Source organism: Salinibacterium sp. NG22, from assembly GCF_015864925.1.
Lineage (GTDB): Bacteria > Actinomycetota > Actinomycetes > Actinomycetales > Microbacteriaceae > Rhodoglobus.
This window is the reverse complement of the sequence record NZ_JADYWG010000003.1, coordinates 35,967-53,932: the sequence shown is the minus strand read 5'-3', so window position 1 is coordinate 53,932 and position 17,966 is coordinate 35,967. Positions and strand designations below refer to the sequence as shown.

The following is a 17,966-nucleotide window of genomic DNA, read 5'->3' as shown; positions in this document are numbered from 1 at the left end:
GCTGCAGCGGCAGTGGCAGTGGACTGAGACACAGCGATTAGCGCAGGGTCTTGAGATACCAGGTAGTGGCGTTCGAATTGTCGTTGTATGGCTCGCACGGTTCGAAGCCGCTTGAACGGTAGAGCCCGCCTGCCGCGGCGAGGCTTTCGTTGGTGTCGAGTACGAGTTCCGTAGCGCCCCAGGCGCGTGCTCGTCGTTCGAGTTCGCTGAGAAGCTGGCGGCCAAGACCCGCACCGCGACCCTCGGGGCGCACCCACAGGTGCTTCACCTCGAACCGACCGGGCTCAAGCTGGCGGATGCCGCCACAGCCGAGTGCGGTCGCCTGCGACTGAGCATTAAGAGCGGATGCTCCCGGTGCAACGGTGGGCTTCGCATCACGTTCGGGGTCGGCAGCAGGCTCGGGGTCCGTCTCGATGACGAGGAACACCCCGCGCGGCTCAGAGAACTGTTCCGGCGTGGGGAACGTCGTGACATAGCCGGAGGGCGTCGGGAAGGTCTCAGCGCGGTAGCTGAAGTATTCCGTCAGAAGTTCGTGGGCGAGGGCATCCGTCACGGGAAGAGAGCGAAACTGTGGCACAGCACCAGAGTACTCGCGGCGCAGCGGGGGAGTAGTCGGTGAGCCCGCTCAGGATTGGTAGATTTGAACAATGACAACGAAAGTAGCGGTAGTCGGCGCAACCGGTCGCATGGGCAAATACATCAGTGGCGTCGTAGAGGCTGCTGCTGATTTCTCGCTCGTCGCCGCCCTCAACTCACGGTCTGAACTCAGCGAGATGCTCGCGGCAGACATTGTGGTGGATGTCACGGAGCCGAGTGTTTCACCCTCGGTTGTCGATTTCGCGATCAGCAACGGCAAGAGCGTACTCGTCGGTACGTCGGGCTGGAGCGAGGACCGCGTTCAGGGCTTGCGCTCAACGTTGACGGAGACTCCCGAGACTGGCGTAGTCATCATCCCCAACTTTTCTCTCGGCTCGGCCCTCGCGACGTCCTTCGCGACCTCCGCCGCTCGCTATTTCGACTCGATCGAAATCATCGAGAGCCACCACGCCGCCAAGGTCGATTCTCCGTCTGGCACCGCAGTGCGCACCGCCGAGCTCATGGCGGATGCTCGCTCGGAGCGTGGCCCGGCGTTGGCCCCGCACGTCGATCAGCGCGCCCGTGGCGAGCAGGTCGCCGGCATTCCGGTGCACAGCCTGCGGATGACGGGAGTGATCGCTCACCAGCAGGTCGTTTTCGGTGGTCCAGGCGAAGTGCTCACCATCGACCACCGCACGATGTCGCAGGATTCCTACGAGGCCGGCATCCTGTTAGGGCTCCGTGCCGTGGTCAGCGCTACCGGCGTGACAGTGGGTCTCGACCAACTCATTGACCTCTCACCAGCATCGGGCACACCCTCCGCATGAAAACACGCATAGCCGCACTGGGCATGGTGGCGCTTCTCGCGCTCTACATGATCTTCGTGATCAACTATTCGATCGTGCTCATCCGCATCGATCAACCCATTGCCAACGTCATGGGCTGGGCTTTGCTCGTGCTTCCGCTGATCGGCTTTTGGGCGCTCGCCGCAGAACTGTTTTTCATTTTCCGGGCCGAGCGACTGCTCACGACCCTCGAGAATGAGGGCACACTGCCGGATGAGGCGGTTGAGCTCTTGCCGAGCGGCCGGCCCGATCCGGCGACGGCAGATCGCGCTTTCGACCGCTATCGCTCCGAGGCTGAGGCTGCACCAGAATCATGGCGCGCTTGGCTGCGCTTGGGGCTCGCGTATGACGCCAGTGGCGACCGCAAGCGTGCCCGCTGGGCTACGCGACGGGCGGTAGCGCTTTCGCGCGCGAAGCCGACGCCCACCGCCTAGCTAGCTTCGCTGGTCGGCGAGGGCGCCTCTACTCGACGAATGCGTCGATGGCCTGCTCGATAGTCGTGTGGCGGAACGTGAACCCCGTGCTGGCAAGCGTGGGCGATTGAACGTTCTCATCGACCAAGATGAGGTCTTCACCGGCGTCGCCAAGCATCCGGAACGCAAAGCTGGGTACGACGAACCAGTGTGGCCGTTTCATTTTTCGCGCCAGTGTTGTGGTGACAGTTTCGGCTGTCGCCGGGGTAGGGCCGACGAGCGAAACGGCACCGGCAAAGTCGCTGCGTAGTAGATGGATGATAGCCGCGGCTTCATCGTGCAGGCTGATCCACGGCCAATACTGGGCGCCGCTACCGAGGCGGCTGCCGACTCCGAACCGTGTCAAGAAATTCAGCGGTGTGAATGCTCCGCCCTGGCCGACCACAATCCCGGTGCGGAACATGACGAGCCGCGTGGTGCTCGGCGTTAGCCGCGCTGCTTGCTCCCAGGCGTAGACGACGTCGCTGAGAAATCCTGTTCCCTTGCTCGACTCATCGGTGAGCACTTCACCGGGGCGGCTGCCAAAGTAGCCAACGGCCGACCCGCTGAGAAACACCACGGGCGGATTCGAGGCGCGGCGAATAGCTTCGGCCAGTGCTCGCGTGCCGTCAACGCGCGACCGCAGAATCTCGCGCTTATAGCTGGGCGTCCACGGGAGCTTGCCCGTGGACGCACCAGCGAGGTTGATGACGGCGTCTGCGCGCTCGATGGCCCGTTCATCCGCCGTGCCCGCTCGTGGATCCCACTCGTATTCGCCCTCGGCAGTCGGTTCGCGACGCACAAGCTGCATCACTTCGAATCCTGCCGCGGTGAGTTGGGCTACCAGCTCTGTTCCGATGTAGCCAGACGCGCCGGCAACAAGGACTCGTGAAATCGGGGGACGGGGAGCTGGCTCGTTCATGGCTAGGCCAAGCTCGCTTCGAGGGTGATGGGGATGCCGGTCAGCGCCCGTGAGACGGGGCAACCTTCTTTGGCTTCGGTTGCCAATCGCTGAAAGTCGTCTTCGCTGAGGTCCGCCACTTTGGCGCTCACCAGCAGGTGGCTACCGGTGATGCCCTCGGCGGGATCGAACGTCACAGCGGCAGTGACTTGAAGACTTTCTGCCGGGGTGCCGTTCTCGGCGAGACCGTTAGAGAACGCCATTGCAAAGCACGCAGAATGGGCAGCACCCAAAAGCTCTTCGGGGTTCGTTGTTGCTTCTTGACCTTCGGATCGTGCGGCCCAGGTAACGGGGAATTCTGCGGCGTCAGAGGAATCCAACGACGTGGTTCCTTTGCCGCTGAAGAGGTCGCCGAACCAGAGAGTTGTTGCTTCGCTCGTAACAGGCATTGCTGTCCTTTCGTCGATCTCAACACTATGCGTTGGCTATGCAGCGCGCATGAGAAAGCCGTGTGAAACCGGTGCCGGTCGCCGCGCTGCCGGACCGTGGCGCCACGCACGGTGCACTCAGTACTATTGGTTCGATGGCATCCACGATCGCAACCCCATATGAAGACCTGCTGCGCGACACTCTCGCGAACGGCGTAGCTAAGGGCGACCGCACCGGCACGGGCACACGCAGTGTGTTCGGGCGTCAGCTGCGATTCAACCTCGCCGAGGGGTTTCCTCTCATCACGACTAAACGGGTGCATTTCAAATCGATCGCCTACGAGCTGTTGTGGTTCTTGCGCGGCGAAAGCAACGTGTCATGGTTGCGCGACAACGGCGTCAGCATTTGGAATGAATGGGCGGATGCCGACGGCGAGCTTGGCCCCGTCTATGGGGTTCAGTGGCGCTCCTGGCCGACACCGTCTGGTGAGCAGATCGACCAGATCTCCGAGGTCATTGAGCAAATCAAGGACAATCCCGATTCCCGTCGGTTGATTGTGACGGCGTGGAACCCCGCCGATATCCCCAAGATGGCTCTTGCGCCGTGTCACGCGTTCTTCCAGTTCTATGTTGCAGACGGCAAGCTGTCTTGCCAGCTCTACCAGCGCAGTGCCGACCTGTTCTTGGGTGTGCCCTTCAATATTGCGAGCTACGCGCTGCTCACTCACCTTGTCGCTGAGCAGACCGGTCTCGAGGTCGGTGACTTCGTCTGGACGGGCGGCGACTGCCACATCTACGACAACCACGTTGAGCAAGTAACCGAACAGCTCTCTCGCGAACCTTTTGCGGCACCGCAGCTGGCGATCACTACGAAGCCAGCGAGCATCTTCGACTACACCTTCGAAGACTTCGAGGTTGTCGGCTATGAGCACCACCCGGCCATCAAAGCCCCGGTCGCAGTGTGAGCGGTAACGGCCGCGCTTTCTCTGTCGCCTTGATCTGGGCACAGTCCGCCGGTGGAATCATCGGTCATGACGGCTCGATGCCGTGGCACTTGCCCGAAGATCTCAAACACTTCAAAGAACTCACCCTCGGCAGCCCCGTCATCATGGGGCGCAAGACGTGGGATTCCCTGAATCCACGGTTTCGCCCACTGCCAGGGCGACGCAATATCGTTGTTACTCGCCAAGAAACGTGGGCCGCGAGCGGAGCCGAAGTCGCGCACAGCGTTGACGCGGCGATTGAGCTGGCTGCGGCATCCGCTGATTCCGGGGCCGCCGTTTCTGCTGACGCTGATGCCACCGGCGCACTGGACACCGTGTGGGTTATCGGGGGAGCGGAGATCTTCTCCTCAGTCCTTGATCATGCCGATCGTGTGGAGATTACCGAGATCGCCGCCACGTTCGATGGTGAAACAGTGGCACCCGCGCTCGATGACGAGTGGATGCTCGCCGCCACCGATCCGGTCGACGGCTGGCACACGTCATCCACCGATCTCCGGTACCGATTTTTGCGTTACGAGAACCAAGAGCCTCAGCAGCGGTAGCCTAGAGGGGTGACTAAAGAGAATCCCTTCGGCCAAGTCCTTGTTGCGCTCATTACGCCCTTCACCTCTGAGGGTGAAGTCGATTGGGCCGATGTAGAGAAGCACATCGATAGCGTGATCACCTCTGGGGCCGACGGCATCGTCGTCACGGGCACCACGGGGGAGACGAGCACGCTCACTGATCCCGAGAAGATCAAGCTCGTTGAGGTGGCCAAGTCAGTCTCTGGTGGGCGCGCCAAGATCATTACGGGCGGTGGCTCCAACGAGACCGCACACGCCATCGAGCTCTACAAAGCGAGCGAGAAGGCGGGCGCTGACGGCGTCATGATCGTCACGCCGTACTACAACAAGCCCACTCAGTCCGGTGTGCTCACGCACTTCCGCATGATTGCGGACGCGACTGATTTGCCGGTGATCTTGTATGACATTCCGGGCCGCACGGGAATCCCGATCACGTACGAAACCATTCTTCGTGCCGCCAAGCACCCCAACATTCTCGCCGTCAAAGACGCCAAGGGTGACTTCAGCGAGGTGAGCCGCGTGCTCAACCAGACTGACCTCATGTACTTCTCCGGTGACGACTCCAACGTCTTGCCGCACTTGTCGATCGGTGCCTCTGGCCTTATCGGCGTGACGGCCAACATCGCGCCAGCGCCGTACCGCGTGATCGTGGATGCCGTCAATGCTGGCGACCTTGCAACCGCAACGGCTGCCCACCAAGCTCTCGAGCCACTCGTGCGCGCTGCGATGACTCACGTACCCGGCACGGTTGCAGCCAAATACATCCTTCACGGTCTCGGCCGTATTTCGAGTCCGCGCGTGCGCTTGCCGCTCGTGGGCCCCGAAGATGCTGAGGCAGCCCTGATCGAAGACGAGTTGGCTCTCGTCTCGGGTATCAAGGGGCTCGATCTGTCCAACTTTCGCCCTGACCGCAATGCCGCGGCCGGGGGAGCCCTTCCCAAGATTGCCGGGGCAACCCGCTAGGTTCACCCACGCGGGGTAGGCTCTGCCACGGGCATGGCCCACATTTTTCGCACGGGGGCTGACGGCCCCACACAACTATCTGCAAGGTACTGAATGCCAGTTTCTATTTTTGATCCGCCCGCCCTCGAATCGGGCACGCTTCGTGTCACCCCGATTGGTGGTCTTGGCGAAATCGGTCGCAACATGACCACGTTCGAAATTGACGGCAAGATTCTCATCGTTGACTGTGGCGTGTTGTTCCCTGAGGAACACCAGCCCGGTGTCGACCTGATCCTGCCCGACTTCAGCTCGATTCGTGATCGTCTCGATGACATCCTCGGCATTGTGCTCACGCACGGCCACGAGGACCACATCGGTGCTGTTCCCTATCTCTTGCGTTTGCGCCAAGACATCCCGCTGATCGGTTCGACTCTCACGCTCGCGTTGATTGAGGCGAAGCTCAAGGAGCACCGCATCAAGCCGTACACCCTCAACGTCACCGAGGGCCAGAAAGAGAAAATCGGCCCCTTCGATCTTGAGTTCGTTGCCGTCAACCACTCGATTCCGGATGCTCTTGCTGTCGCCATCACCACTGACGCGGGCACCGTCCTGCACACGGGTGACTTCAAGATGGACCAGTTGCCCCTCGATAACCGCATCACCGACCTGCGTGCGTTTGCGCGTCTGGGCGAAGCGGGAATCGACCTGTTCCTCTCCGACTCCACCAACGCCGACGTTCCCGGCTTCACGCCCAACGAGCGCGACATCGGCCCAGTGCTCGAAGCGGTTATCGCTAAGGCTCCGCGACGCGTTATCGTGGCGAGCTTCTCGAGCCACGTCCATCGTGTTCAGCAGGTTCTGGATGCCGCGATCGCCAACAACCGCAAGGTTGTTCTGATGGGGCGCTCCATGGTGCGCAACATGGGCATCGCGTCAGATCTCGGATTCCTTAAGGTGCCCGACGGGGTTCTGTTAGACGCCAAGAAGGCCGTCAACTACCCCGACAACCAGCTCGTGTACATGTCCACCGGCAGCCAGGGCGAGCCGATGGCTGTTCTGGCACGCATGGCCAACATGGAACACCAGATTGAGGTCGGTCAGGGTGACACGGTCATCCTCGCTTCGAGCCTCATCCCCGGCAACGAGAACGCGGTGTACCGGGTCATCAATGGCCTCACCAAGTTGGGTGCCAACGTCGTGCACAAGGCGAACGCCAAGGTGCACGTCTCAGGTCACGCGGCTGCGGGCGAATTGCTCTACTGCTACAACATCTTGCGCCCCAAGAATGTTCTCCCCGTTCACGGTGAGTACCGCCACTTGGTCGCAAACGCGAACCTCGCCATTCAGTCGGGCGTGCCCGCTGAAAACACGATCATTGCTGAAGACGGCACTGTCATTGACCTCAAGGACGGCCACGCGGCTGTTGTGGGTCAGCTTGATGTCGGTTTCGTGTACGTCGATGGCTCGAGCGTCGGCGAGATCACGGAGGCCGACCTCAAGGATCGCCGTATCCTCGCCGAAGAGGGTTTCATCTCCATCTTCGTTGCGGTGGATCCTCAAACCGGCAAGGTCATTGTGGGGCCCGAGATCCAGTCTCGAGGCTTCGCAGAAGACGAAGGCGTGTTCGACGCTGTGCTTCCGCAGGTGGTCAAGGCGCTGACGGATGCCGCCGAGAATGGCACGCGCGATACTCACGCGTTCGCTCAGGTGGTTCGTCGCACGGTGGGTCGTTGGGTGAACACTCAGCACCGTCGTCGTCCGATGATCGTTCCGGTCATTATCGAAGCGTAGGTGTTATGGATGGCGCGGGAGCTTCGGCTTCCGCGCCATTTGTGTACCCGGACCCTTTCTCCGCGTGCGCCGTCGCCGGGGGATTGCTGACGTCTGCGCGCGGTTGAACGTTGGGCTTGTTTTTCGGTCCCCGAGGTGGTGTGATGTGAAGATTGCTCGGCTGTGTCGACGGGCTTCCTTCAGATTCGGGGTTTCAAGTGGGCGTTGCGCGCAGGTGGGTCTTCCCCATCATCTGGATGATCATTTTTGCCATAATCGCGGCAGCGCTCGTGAAATTCGCGTTCTTTGGTGACGCTCTTAGCGCGGACAGTCTCGAGTACCCGACGGTCGCCATTGAAGAACAGCACTACGAAGTAGCGACAGGAACCATCACCAACGATGTCGAGCTGACGGGGAGCATCACCGCTACCGCAGCAGTTCCGATCCCGGCGACGCTCTTGGGTGAGGTGCGCGAAGTGGCGGTATCGGCCGGGCAATCGGTAAAGAAGGGTCAGGAGATCCTTAAGCTGCGGGCCGAAGTGGTCAACCCCGATGGCACCTCGGGAACGCAGTGGAAAATTGTTGAGGCGCCGGCGACGGGCAAGCTGACGGACTTCACGGCGCTCATTGGGTCGTCGTTTCAGGTGGGGTCTCCGGTCGGCAACGTTGCTCCACCGTCCTACATCGTGAGCGGAACTGTGCCGTCAGAACAGCTTTATCGCCTCGTGGATCGTCCGAAAGAGGCGAGCGTTGCCATCAACGGCGGCCCGGCACCCTTTACGTGCACGGGGCTCAGCATCGCGTTCGCGTCGGCGAGCGAGGCGGGTGCGGGGGCGGAAGCGACATCCGGGCCCACAGTGTCCTGCACCGTGCCGAGTGATGTCGTGGTCTTTCCCGGTCTCACCGCCGACATCACAATTGCTGGCGGGATTGCCGAGGACGTCATGATTGTGCCCATCACTGCGGTCGAGGGTGCTGCCGGCTCCGGAAACGTTCATTTCGTTCTGCCGGATGGCACAACCGAATTGAGAGAAGTAGTTTTGGGGCTCAACGACGGCGTGAACGTCGAAGTCGTGTCAGGCCTCGAAGTGGGTGACACTATCTTGCAGTTCGTGCCTGGCGCAGAAGCCGTCGACGAGGAGGCGCTTCCCGATAACTGCTACGAAGACGGCGACGAAGTGGTGTGTTACTAATGCCGTTGCTCTCGCTTGATGGAGTCACACGCTCGGTCGAGTTGCCCGATTTCTCGACACTCGAGATCCTCAGAGGGATCACTCTCGATGTCGAGGTTGGCGATCACATCAGCATTGTGGGGCGCTCGGGGTCAGGAAAATCAACGCTGCTCAACCTCCTCGGGCTCATCGACAATCCCACTTCGGGCCGGATTGTGTTCGACGGTGAGCCGCTCGAGAAGCTCGCGGGAAGCAAACGCGATCGCAAACGCGGGCGAGATGTTGGCTTCATTTTTCAGCAGTTCAATCTTCTTGCGGGCCGCACGGCTCTCGAGAATGTCATGACCCCCTTGCTCTATGCCTCAGGGCGCCAATTTTGGCGACGTAAAGCTATCGCCGCAGAGATGCTCGACCGCGTCGGGCTTGGTGATCGGATGGCCTCGATGCCTGAGAAGCTCTCGGGCGGTGAACAACAACGTGTTGCTATCGCGCGCGCCCTTGTTCGCAGCCCCCGCCTGATCCTCGCCGACGAACCGACCGGTGCTCTGGATGTCGAGACAGGCAAGACGGTGATGGCTCTGTTGGATGACGTTGCCGAGCAGTCAGGCGCTGCTCTCATCACCATCACGCACGATCCGAACGTCGCAGCCCTCGCCCGTCGGCACTACCGTCTTGACGGCGGGGTTCTTGAGCCGATCGACGTGCACAAGATGCTTGCGGCCAGTCTTCCTGAGGCTGCGCTATGAAGTGGTGGCGAAAGAAAAAGACTGAGAACGTTTCGACCGAGCCGAACGACGCCATCGCTCTCACGGGAGCCGACGTAACGGAGACGACACCACCGGACGCAACACGCGTGGATGCTGAGCCGACCGCATCCACCGAATTGGTCGCGCGCCCCGGCTCTGCTCTCGCGCAGCTTCGCAGCGAGCCGCGGGGTGCGGTCTTCAGCGGTGCGGTGGGGGCTGTAGTCGAAGCGTGGGATGAGGTGCGCATCAATCGCACCCGTGTCTTGTTGAGCCTGATCGGTATCGGTGTCGCGGTGTGCGCGCTCGCCACTGTCGTGGGAGCGGGGACGGTGTTCGGCCAAGCCCAGACGGAACAGTTTGAGCGGGGCAGCGGTCGCCCCGCAACGCTTGCCGTCTATCCGCCGTACCAAGAAAGCGGAACCCAGAATCCTGACGCGACCACGTTCATGGCCAGCATGGAAAACATCATTGAGCGCTACCAGATCAGCCATGCGACTCCACTATTGCGGGGAAGCGTCACGGCGAACCTTGTGAACGGCTCGCAGTACACGGCCGTGCAGGGAGTCAGCGCTGCCTATGGTGTCATGCACCGCGTTGAGCTCGGGGAGGGACGTTGGCTCACCGACGAGGATGCGAACCGGCTTGCTCCCGCCGTCGTGATCAATGACGAGTTTTACGAACAGCTCGGTCGCCCAGATCTGCGCACCCACCCGACGATTGTGTTGGAAGGGGAGACCACCACCACCGCCGTTGTGGTGGGAGTCTTTCTCCCGCAACCCTTCTCGACGGGACTCACCCTGTCGATGCTGGCCGACCCATTCCGGGCCCTACTCGGATCCTCCGCCGGGGAACAATCCGACATCAGTTACGAACTGTGGGTTCCTGAAGAGCAATCCGCGCAGCTGCAAGACATCATCACTCGCGATATCGTCGGTGACTTCGGCGCAGACTGGCAAGCAAACGTCACCCGAAATGACTATCTCGCCTGGGGCGGGCCTAGTCCTCTCGAGCCTCTGCAATGGGTGATCGGGGGCATCGCGGGCCTGATCCTTCTCCTCGGCGCTCTTGGCCTCGTCAACATCTCCCTCGTGACCGTCAAGTACCGCGTGCGAGAGATCGGAGTACGGCGAGCCTTTGGGGCCACTGCTGGCCGAGTCTTCTTCGCGGTGATGATGGAGAGCGTCGTCGCATCGGTCGCCGCGGGGGTTATCGGTGTGGCGCTGGCGATCGTCATCGTTCAGAATCCCTCCGTCCAAGAACTCATTGCGCCCGGGGTGCAAGATCTCCCACCGTTCCCGCTGGAGGCAGCGTTGATCGCGCTCGCGGCATCCGCGGCAGTAGGGGCGCTAGCGGGATTGATGCCGGCACTCGTAGCGGTCAGGGTGAAAGTTATCGATGCCATTCGCTACTAGGGCTGGTGCGGCAGAGCGGGCGCGATGAGTGTCGCTGCATCGCTCTGACAGAGGCCACCGGTAGCGTTGAATTATGGCTACGCGTACATCGTCGACCTCGCGCTCGGGTGCGTCGAAACCGCGCGCCAGAAACACCACGAATAAGACCCAAGCGACTAAACGGATGCCGCGAGGCAAGAAGCCTCCGGTCGAGCCGGAAGGGCCCCTCACCAAGCTGTGGCTCGCGCTTGCACACATGGTCGGTGGAGCGTTCCGCGTTTTCGGTCGTGAAGAGCTCACGAAAGACGAGCGTCGCGACGGTGTTCCTTTCCTCTTCTTCCTGCTGGCGATCGTTGGCGCCGTCGTCGAGTGGTTCAATCCCACCGACTCGGTAGCGATCGCGCTCGACGCATACACCTTCGGTGGACTCGTCGGGCGCGTGGCCTTCGCGTTGCCGGTGATTCTGCTTCTCTTAGCGGTCTGGATGTTCCGGCATCCGTCGAGCGTTCACGACAACGGCCGCATTGGCATCGGGCTCAGCATTCTTATCGTGACGGTTGCCGCGCTCTGCCACGTGTACACCGGGCAGCCGCATCCCTCAGAGGGTGCTGAGGTTATTGCTCGCGCCGGTGGCGTCTTCGGCTGGCTGCTTGCAAATCCGCTGCTGTGGCTTGGTGGCATGTGGCTTGCAGTGCCCCTGATCGTGCTTCTGCTGGTGCTCTCGATCTTCATCGTCACGAAGACCCCGCCCAATCGGCTGCCGTCGCGACTGCGCGAACTTTACGCTTACCTTTTCGGTGCACAGCTGCAGACGGATGAAGAACGGGCCGCGGCCAAGGCTCAGGCCGGTGCAACCTCGAACGACTCCGTTCAGTTCGGGTCTCTGACCGACATCGGGCTCGGGGATGCCAACGACACGGGATCGCTGCCTTGGTGGCGTCGCAACAAGTCGCAACCGACGCAAGACAAGGCTTTTGATAGCCCCGTAATTTCTCGTGACCAATCGACTGAGATCGTGGCCCCGACCGCTTCGCCGTCAGCCGCTCCGGTTCAGCCGCCTGCAGCAAAAGATCTCACCAAGAAAGAAGATGAGTTCGGCGTCGAGCTGCTCGAAGATCTCCTCAAGGCTGAAGACGCGGTCAAGAAGTATGCAACCGGAGAAGTGGATGCTTCCGCCACCGGTGTGCGTGACGACGGCCCCGGCATCCTGCCTGGTTTCACCACCAAAGCGAGCGAAAAGGGCAATGCGGGCGAGTTTGACGGCCCGCACGAGACCACTCCTCAATCGACCTCGGTCTATCGGCTTCCGCAGGCAGCGATGCTCTCGGCGGGAACCCCGCCCAAGTCGCGCTCGGCAGCGAATGACGAAGTCGTTGCAGCGATCACTGAAGTGCTCAAGCAGTTCAGTGTGGATGCTACGGTCACCGGTTTCAGCCGCGGACCCTCGGTGACGCGGTATGAACTTGAGCTCGGTCCTGGCGTGAAGGTGGAGCGCGTCACCGCGCTCGCCCGCAACATCAGCTACGCGGTCGCAAGCAACGAGGTCAACATCCTGTCGCCCATCCCGGGCAAGAGCGCTATCGGTGTTGAGATTCCCAACAAGGACCGCGAGATCGTGTCGCTCGGTGATGTGCTGCGTTCCAGCGCGAGCACGAAGAGCGAACACCCCATGACGATCGGTCTTGGCAAGGACGTCGAGGGTGGCTTTGTCGTAGCGAACCTTGCGAAAATGCCCCACCTGTTGGTTGCCGGTTCGACCGGCTCGGGTAAGTCGAGCTTTGTGAACTCCATGATCACCTCGGTGCTCATGCGGGCAAAGCCGGCCGAAGTGCGCATGGTTCTCATTGACCCGAAGCGCGTCGAGCTCTCGATCTATGCCGGGGTTCCTCACCTCATCACGCCCATCATCACGAACCCGAAGAAGGCTGCTGAAGCCCTCGCGTGGGTCGTGAAAGAGATGGACATGCGCTACGACGATCTCGCCAGTTTCGGTTTCCGTCACATCGACGACTTCAACCGTGCGGTCATCGCCGATGAGATCAAGCTTCCCGAAGGCAGCCAACGCAAGCTCAAGCCCTACCCGTACCTGCTGATCGTTGTCGACGAGCTCGCCGACCTCATGATGGTCGCACCGCGCGACGTCGAAGACTCGATTGTGCGAATCACGCAGTTGGCGCGAGCATCCGGAATCCACCTCGTGCTTGCCACCCAGCGCCCCAGCGTCGACGTCGTCACGGGACTCATTAAGGCCAACGTGCCATCACGACTCGCTTTCGCGGTCTCGAGCATGACGGACTCTCGCGTGATCCTCGATCAGCCGGGCGCAGACAAGCTCATCGGTCAGGGAGACGCACTCTTCCTGCCGATGGGCGCTTCCAAGGCGATTCGTGTTCAAGGAGCGTGGGTTCCCGAGAGCGAAGTAGCTGAAATTGTGAAGCACGTGATCGCGCAGGCACAACCGGAGTACCGCAACGATGTCGCTGTTGTCGCCGAGAAGAAGCAGATTGATGCTGACATCGGGGACGACCTCGATGTGCTGCTGGCGGCGACCGAGCTCATTGTCAGCACGCAGTTTGGCTCCACCTCGATGCTGCAGCGCAAACTGCGCGTCGGGTTCGCCAAGGCCGGTCGTCTTATGGACTTGCTCGAATCGCGCGAGATCGTCGGCCCGTCAGAAGGTTCGAAGGCGCGTGACGTGCTCGTGTCGGTTGAGCAGCTGCCAGCGGTGCTCGCGCGACTGCGGGGAGAAGACGAGCCGGGTCCGGTTGACGCGGTAGAAGAGTCTCTCAGCGGATACGATGAAGTAGAAAGCGCCTCAGACGAGGACGCCTGGAATTTGACCGATCGGGAGTGATCGCGTGGGCGACCAACCAGTTTCTGAATCCGCTCCGCCCCACCGCACCAGCTCATTTCGTGGTCGGATGGTTCGCAAGGGTGATTCTCCGGCGTCGAATGCCAACATCGCCAACATCGTCACCGTGGTGCGGATCTTTCTAGCACCGCTCTTCATTTGGATGCTGCTGCTCGATGACGGCGAAATGGGGCTCATCCGCTATATGGCGGCAGCCCTCTTCATCTTCGCGATCGTCACTGACACCGTCGATGGCCATCTGGCTCGCGGAAGAAACCTCATCACGAACGTCGGGATCATCCTCGATCCCATTGCCGACAAGATTCTGACCGGTGGCGCTCTCGTTGCCCTGTCGATTTTGGGTGAACTGCCGTGGTGGATCACGATCCTTATCTTGGTCCGCGAGTTCGGCATCACGATCTACCGTTTTGCGGTGCTGTCGAAGGTCGTTGTTCCGGCCTCCCGCGGAGGCAAGCTGAAGACCGTTCTGCAGGCCGTCGCCATTTCTCTCTTCTTGGTCCCGTTGTTCACCGTGCTCGGCCCGTGGGTCCTCTGGGTGAACTGGTTCGTGATGGCTCTCGCTTTCATCTTGACGATGTACACCGGCATCGAATACCTGTGGCAGGCATGGCGCCACACCCGCAAATCCAACTCAGGAGCGTGACCCTTCACCAGTGACTACTGAAGAACTCGCCACGAAGATCGTGGCGATTCTCACCGAACAACGACAAACCCTTGCTCTAGCCGAGTCTTTGACGGGAGGGCTGTTGTGCGCGTCGCTCGTGGCAGTGCCCGGTGCTTCCGCGGTGCTCAATGGGGCAGTGGTGGCCTACAACACCGCCATCAAACATCAGGTTCTCGGAGTTGATGCAAGTCTGCTCGCCATCCACGGCACGGTGCATCCGGATGTCGCAGCACACATGGCCACGGGAGCGCGCGACATTCTCGGGGTCGGCGAGCAACAGGCCTACTTCGGCTTGGCAACGACGGGTGTCGCGGGGCCGGACTCTCACGAGGGTAAGCCGCCTGGAACCGTGTTCATCGGTTTCGCGGCCACTGGCTTCGTCGAGACGAGAGATTTCCACTTTGCGGGGGATCGACACGAGATTCGTGTGCAGGCCGTGCACGAGGCGCTGCAGTGTTTGTATGACTACCTCACGTCGGAAGACTAGTTCTCGCGGGTGGTTTGGTTGTCCCCAGAACTGGTGACAGGTCGTGGCGGAGGCCGGGAATAATCCATGTTTCGGCTCGGTTACAGTAAGCGAACTCACAAGGCTTCTCCAGTGTGGAGCGGTTAGAGTTCAGAACATAAAGTGGCTGTAGTCTTAGCTATCCAGAATAGTCTGGTCGCACGATTCAGTCAGAAAGGGAGTGTCCAATGGTTCTAGTTCGTCAAGAAATCGGTGACGTTCTCCGCGACTTCCGCTTGCAAAAGGGACGCACCCTTCGACAGGTCGCAAGTAAGGCGAGCGTTGCTCTCGGATACCTCAGTGAGGTTGAACGTGGTCAGAAAGAGGCAAGTTCTGAAATTCTTGCCTCGGTAGCTGAAGCTCTCGATACGCCCATCTCCGTGATTATGCGCGAGGTCGGCGACCGTCTAGCGGTCATCGAAGGCGCAACCACGATTCCCGATACTCTGCCCGACGAACTCGTCGCAGAGTTCGATTCGAACCTGGTTTCGCGCTAACCCCATCACGTCAGTGTCATCACGTCGCTGTCATCGCGTCAGTGCCCCGTTCCGGTGTGGAGCGGGGCATTCGTGCGTTCGGCGTGCTGTTGTCGCGTTTAGGGTGGAGTAATGCGATTGAGTGAGTTCTGGTTGGCTGTCTCCGATGAGTTCGGCGAGCCCTACGGCCGCGTTCTCGTCAACGATCAGGTGCTTGGTCCAGTCGGCGGCGTGACCGCGGCTCAAGCGCTTTCGCGTGGTGTTCCCGCGAAACAGGTGTGGGCCGCCCTGTGTGACGCTATGGACGTCCCCGCGGATCGCCGCTATGGCGTTGGCCAGCGCGAGCCCAAGAAGTAATCTTTTCGCTTCTGCGTGGCATGTTCGAACATCTGTTCGATATTGGTAGTCTTCTCCCTAACATCCTTTCGAATATTGAGTTTGGATGAGTTACGCACGTCGCTTCTCTGGAATGTCAGAGCATGCCCGTAGCGTGGCATTAGCAACACAGCCTTTGTCGGGAGGTTGCGGGCCTTGCGTCATCGGTCCACGCCAATCACGACAGCCTATGGGCAGCAACCTACGACCACTGGAGAAGAAGTAATGCCATCAGTAGCAGACCGCGAGAAGTCCCTTGAGACCGCACTCGCTCAAATTGACCGTCAGTTCGGCAAGGGCTCAGTCATGCGCCTCGGCAGCGATGAGCGTGCTCCGGTCGAGGTTATTCCTACCGGCTCCATCGCTTTGGATGTCGCACTCGGCATAGGTGGGCTTCCCCGCGGCCGTATCGTCGAGATCTACGGCCCGGAATCTTCGGGTAAGACCACGCTCACCTTGCACGCCATCGCCAACGCCCAGCGCAATGGCGGAATCGCAGCTTTCATCGACGCCGAGCACGCGCTCGACCCGGAATACGCAGCGAAGCTTGGCGTCGACATCGATGCCCTTCTCGTTTCTCAGCCCGACACCGGTGAGCAGGCGCTTGAAATTGCCGACATGCTGGTGCGAAGTGGCTCTATCGACCTGATCGTTATCGACTCGGTTGCTGCGTTGGTTCCGCGCGCAGAAATCGAAGGCGAGATGGGCGACACGCACGTTGGTCTTCAAGCTCGACTCATGTCGCAGGCGCTGCGCAAGCTCACCGGTGGCCTGAGCCAGACCAACACCACCATGATCTTCATTAACCAGCTGCGCGAAAAGATCGGTGTCTTCTTCGGTAGCCCCGAAACTACCGCCGGCGGTAAGGCGCTCAAGTTCTACGCGTCAGTGCGCCTCGACATCCGTCGCATCGAAACACTTAAAGACGGCACGGATGCGGTGGGTAACCGCACGCGAGTCAAGGTCGTGAAGAACAAGATGGCTCCGCCCTTCAAGCAGGCGGAGTTCGACATCCTCTATGGCATTGGTATCTCCCGCGAAGGTAGCCTCATCGACTTCGGTGTCGACCACGAAATCGTCCGCAAGTCGGGCGCGTGGTACACCTACGACGGCGACCAGCTTGGCCAGGGCAAAGAGAAGTCTCGTGCTTTCCTGCTCCAAAATCCTGCCATCGCGCTCGAGATTGAGCAGAAGATCATGCGCAAGCTCGGTGTCGGCGCCGAAGCTAAGGCTGCCAATGCAAGCGAAGCAAAAGCGCTTGCTGATGCTGCCGCTGTTGCGGAGAAAGCCGCTAAGGCCAGTGCTAAGGCTGAGGCCAAGGCTGACGGCCCCACGTTGCCGGTGGCGGCTAAGACTGCTGCCGCGCCCCTCAAGAAGGCTTCTGGGCAGTAGGTAGTACTGGTGAATTCCTCCGACGACGATTACATCGCCCCCGTCATCAACCTCTTTGCTGACAGGTCTAGCGCTGCGCGCGCTGACGTGGTGGAGTCGTCGCCGGAGGAATCCTCCGCAGAAGAACAATGGGCAGCTGAGGCCGTTGAAGAACCGCAGGCTGTGCTTCGCGCACTGCCCACAATGCGTGACTTCAGTCCGGCCAGCGAAAAAGAAGAAGAACCGCAGCCAGCAACACGTCGCGAGCCACGATTCGTCCCTGAACCGGTTGCTTCAGAAGCAACAGTTTCGGCCGATCATCCCGCTAACGGATCAGCAACGGTGGAGCCGGAAGATGGTTCGTCGCGCAAGGCACGAAAGCAAGCCCGCGACGGCTTCTCCGAGATCAGCCGAGTCAGCATGCGGGCGCTTGCTCGCCGCGGGATGTCCTCGCACGAGATGACCCAGTTTCTCGGAACGCGTGAATTCGAGTCCGACGAGGTCGAGGCAGAGATCGAGCGTCTTGAAGGATCCGCGCTCCTCGACGATGCGGCCCTCGCCGAAACGCTCACCCGCACATTGCGCGAACGTAAAGGCCTCGGCTCCGGCGGAATCATTGCGGAACTTCGTCGTCGAAAGATCGACCAAGAGCATATTGACGCCGTCGTCGACTTTGAGCGTGATGAAGAACAAGAACGCGCAAATGAAGTCGCGCTCAAACGCGCACCACAACTGCGCTCGCTTGACAACGAAACGGCCAAGCGCCGCCTCAGCGGATTCCTGCTTCGCAGAGGCTACTCCGGCTCTGTGGTGTCATCGGCAGTCAACACCGCGCTGGCACCCGGTGCCGGCGGATCATCGCACGGCCCCCGCTTTCGCTAGAAGCTCGGCGAGCTTCGCGCCTGTCAACCCT

The 17,966-nt window shown here is 60.8% G+C and carries 19 protein-coding genes; 16 read left to right on the top strand and 3 right to left on the bottom strand.

Translation table 11 applies throughout. From position 1 onward, the window contains the following. Nucleotides 1–37 precede the first annotated feature (37 nt). On the bottom strand, nt 38–577 hold the full coding sequence (locus I6E81_RS13265; protein ID WP_197108735.1) for a GNAT family N-acetyltransferase: 540 nt from the start codon (nt 575–577) through the stop codon (nt 38–40). A 70-nt stretch (nt 578–647) separates the two neighbouring features. Here I6E81_RS13265 and dapB point away from each other — a divergent pair, with 70 nt between their 5' ends. Then, entirely contained in the window at nt 648–1,403 is a 756-nt protein-coding gene (dapB, locus tag I6E81_RS13260) for a 4-hydroxy-tetrahydrodipicolinate reductase (RefSeq protein WP_197108733.1), read from the top strand. Beyond that, nucleotides 1,400–1,855, top strand: coding sequence for a hypothetical protein (locus tag I6E81_RS13255; protein WP_197108731.1), 456 nt, complete (start codon nt 1,400–1,402; stop codon nt 1,853–1,855). Before dapB ends, I6E81_RS13255 begins: the two co-directional genes overlap by 4 nt. A 28-nt stretch (nt 1,856–1,883) precedes the next feature. Here I6E81_RS13255 and I6E81_RS13250 read toward each other — a convergent pair whose 3' ends face one another. Both I6E81_RS13250 and I6E81_RS13245 read right to left on the bottom strand, forming a co-directional pair. Beyond that, nucleotides 1,884–2,795 (bottom strand): TIGR01777 family oxidoreductase, encoded by a 912-nt coding sequence (locus I6E81_RS13250; RefSeq protein ID WP_197108729.1) that lies wholly within the window; start codon nt 2,793–2,795, stop codon nt 1,884–1,886. Nucleotides 2,796–2,797: 2 nt separating this feature from the next. Beyond that, nucleotides 2,798–3,223 carry an OsmC family peroxiredoxin gene (locus I6E81_RS13245; RefSeq protein WP_197108727.1) on the bottom strand — a complete coding sequence of 142 codons (426 nt, stop codon included), beginning with the start codon at nt 3,221–3,223 and terminating at the stop codon, nt 2,798–2,800. Between the two features lie 134 nt (nt 3,224–3,357). On the opposite strand from I6E81_RS13245, the gene I6E81_RS13240 reads away from it, so the two are divergent. From I6E81_RS13240 to I6E81_RS14580, 14 genes are all read left to right on the top strand, one after another. After that, the gene (locus I6E81_RS13240) at nt 3,358–4,167 is read left to right on the top strand and encodes a thymidylate synthase (protein ID WP_197108725.1); all 810 of its coding nucleotides are present in this window, start codon (nt 3,358–3,360) and stop codon (nt 4,165–4,167) included. A 29-nt stretch (nt 4,168–4,196) separates the two neighbouring features. Beyond that, nucleotides 4,197–4,748 (top strand): dihydrofolate reductase, encoded by a 552-nt coding sequence (locus I6E81_RS13235; RefSeq protein WP_231604387.1) that lies wholly within the window; start codon nt 4,197–4,199, stop codon nt 4,746–4,748. Nucleotides 4,749–4,757: 9 nt separating this feature from the next. Then, nucleotides 4,758–5,732: a 4-hydroxy-tetrahydrodipicolinate synthase gene (dapA, locus tag I6E81_RS13230; RefSeq protein WP_197108723.1), complete on the top strand. Its 975-nt coding sequence runs from the start codon at nt 4,758–4,760 to the stop codon at nt 5,730–5,732. Nucleotides 5,733–5,825: 93 nt separating this feature from the next. Then, entirely contained in the window at nt 5,826–7,502 is a 1,677-nt protein-coding gene (locus tag I6E81_RS13225) for a ribonuclease J (RefSeq protein ID WP_197108719.1), read from the top strand. A 197-nt stretch (nt 7,503–7,699) separates the two neighbouring features. Continuing rightward, a complete protein-coding gene (locus I6E81_RS13220) occupies nt 7,700–8,674 on the top strand; it encodes a hypothetical protein (RefSeq protein ID WP_307784170.1) in 975 nt (324 codons plus the stop codon). Further along, a complete protein-coding gene (locus I6E81_RS13215; protein ID WP_197108715.1) occupies nt 8,674–9,399 on the top strand; it encodes an ABC transporter ATP-binding protein in 726 nt (241 codons plus the stop codon). Before I6E81_RS13220 ends, I6E81_RS13215 begins: the two co-directional genes overlap by 1 nt. Further along, nucleotides 9,396–10,811: an ABC transporter permease gene (locus I6E81_RS13210; protein ID WP_197108713.1), complete on the top strand. Its 1,416-nt coding sequence runs from the start codon at nt 9,396–9,398 to the stop codon at nt 10,809–10,811. The genes I6E81_RS13215 and I6E81_RS13210 overlap by 4 nt, the downstream gene beginning before the upstream one ends. Before the next feature lie 73 nt (nt 10,812–10,884). Beyond that, nucleotides 10,885–13,644, top strand: a complete 2,760-nt coding sequence (locus tag I6E81_RS13205; RefSeq protein WP_231604385.1) for a DNA translocase FtsK — start codon at nt 10,885–10,887, stop codon at nt 13,642–13,644. A 67-nt stretch (nt 13,645–13,711) separates the two neighbouring features. Then, nucleotides 13,712–14,305, top strand: coding sequence for a CDP-diacylglycerol--glycerol-3-phosphate 3-phosphatidyltransferase (pgsA, locus tag I6E81_RS13200; protein WP_197108712.1), 594 nt, complete (start codon nt 13,712–13,714; stop codon nt 14,303–14,305). Between the two features lie 10 nt (nt 14,306–14,315). Then, nucleotides 14,316–14,813 (top strand): CinA family protein, encoded by a 498-nt coding sequence (locus tag I6E81_RS13195; protein WP_197108710.1) that lies wholly within the window; start codon nt 14,316–14,318, stop codon nt 14,811–14,813. Between the two features lie 206 nt (nt 14,814–15,019). After that, nucleotides 15,020–15,328 (top strand): helix-turn-helix domain-containing protein, encoded by a 309-nt coding sequence (locus I6E81_RS13190; RefSeq protein ID WP_197108707.1) that lies wholly within the window; start codon nt 15,020–15,022, stop codon nt 15,326–15,328. Between the two features lie 111 nt (nt 15,329–15,439). After that, on the top strand, nt 15,440–15,664 hold the full coding sequence (locus tag I6E81_RS13185; RefSeq protein ID WP_197108705.1) for a DUF3046 domain-containing protein: 225 nt from the start codon (nt 15,440–15,442) through the stop codon (nt 15,662–15,664). 243 nt (nt 15,665–15,907) lie between these two features. Continuing rightward, on the top strand, nt 15,908–17,074 hold the full coding sequence (recA, locus tag I6E81_RS13180; RefSeq protein ID WP_197108703.1) for a recombinase RecA: 1,167 nt from the start codon (nt 15,908–15,910) through the stop codon (nt 17,072–17,074). A 9-nt stretch (nt 17,075–17,083) separates the two neighbouring features. Continuing rightward, nucleotides 17,084–17,935, top strand: a complete 852-nt coding sequence (locus I6E81_RS14580) for a regulatory protein RecX (protein ID WP_307784169.1) — start codon at nt 17,084–17,086, stop codon at nt 17,933–17,935. Nucleotides 17,936–17,966: the final 31 nt, after the last annotated feature.

What these genes read in the sequence shown, in the direction of transcription:
- dapB (WP_197108733.1), top strand. Translation starts at nt 648, where the DNA reads ATGACAACGAAAGTAGCGGTAGTCGGCGCAACCGGTCGCATGGGCAAA.
- I6E81_RS13255 (WP_197108731.1), top strand. Translation starts at nt 1,400, where the DNA reads ATGAAAACACGCATAGCCGCACTGGGCATGGTGGCGCTTCTCGCGCTC.
- I6E81_RS13250 (WP_197108729.1), bottom strand. Translation starts at nt 2,795, where the DNA reads ATGAACGAGCCAGCTCCCCGTCCCCCGATTTCACGAGTCCTTGTTGCC.
- I6E81_RS13245 (WP_197108727.1), bottom strand. Translation starts at nt 3,223, where the DNA reads ATGCCTGTTACGAGCGAAGCAACAACTCTCTGGTTCGGCGACCTCTTC.
- I6E81_RS13240 (WP_197108725.1), top strand. Translation starts at nt 3,358, where the DNA reads ATGGCATCCACGATCGCAACCCCATATGAAGACCTGCTGCGCGACACT.
- I6E81_RS13225 (WP_197108719.1), top strand. Translation starts at nt 5,826, where the DNA reads ATGCCAGTTTCTATTTTTGATCCGCCCGCCCTCGAATCGGGCACGCTT.
- I6E81_RS13215 (WP_197108715.1), top strand. Translation starts at nt 8,674, where the DNA reads ATGCCGTTGCTCTCGCTTGATGGAGTCACACGCTCGGTCGAGTTGCCC.
- I6E81_RS13210 (WP_197108713.1), top strand. Translation starts at nt 9,396, where the DNA reads ATGAAGTGGTGGCGAAAGAAAAAGACTGAGAACGTTTCGACCGAGCCG.
- I6E81_RS13205 (WP_231604385.1), top strand. Translation starts at nt 10,885, where the DNA reads ATGGCTACGCGTACATCGTCGACCTCGCGCTCGGGTGCGTCGAAACCG.
- pgsA (WP_197108712.1), top strand. Translation starts at nt 13,712, where the DNA reads ATGGTTCGCAAGGGTGATTCTCCGGCGTCGAATGCCAACATCGCCAAC.
- I6E81_RS13190 (WP_197108707.1), top strand. Translation starts at nt 15,020, where the DNA reads ATGGTTCTAGTTCGTCAAGAAATCGGTGACGTTCTCCGCGACTTCCGC.
- I6E81_RS13185 (WP_197108705.1), top strand. Translation starts at nt 15,440, where the DNA reads ATGCGATTGAGTGAGTTCTGGTTGGCTGTCTCCGATGAGTTCGGCGAG.
- recA (WP_197108703.1), top strand. Translation starts at nt 15,908, where the DNA reads ATGCCATCAGTAGCAGACCGCGAGAAGTCCCTTGAGACCGCACTCGCT.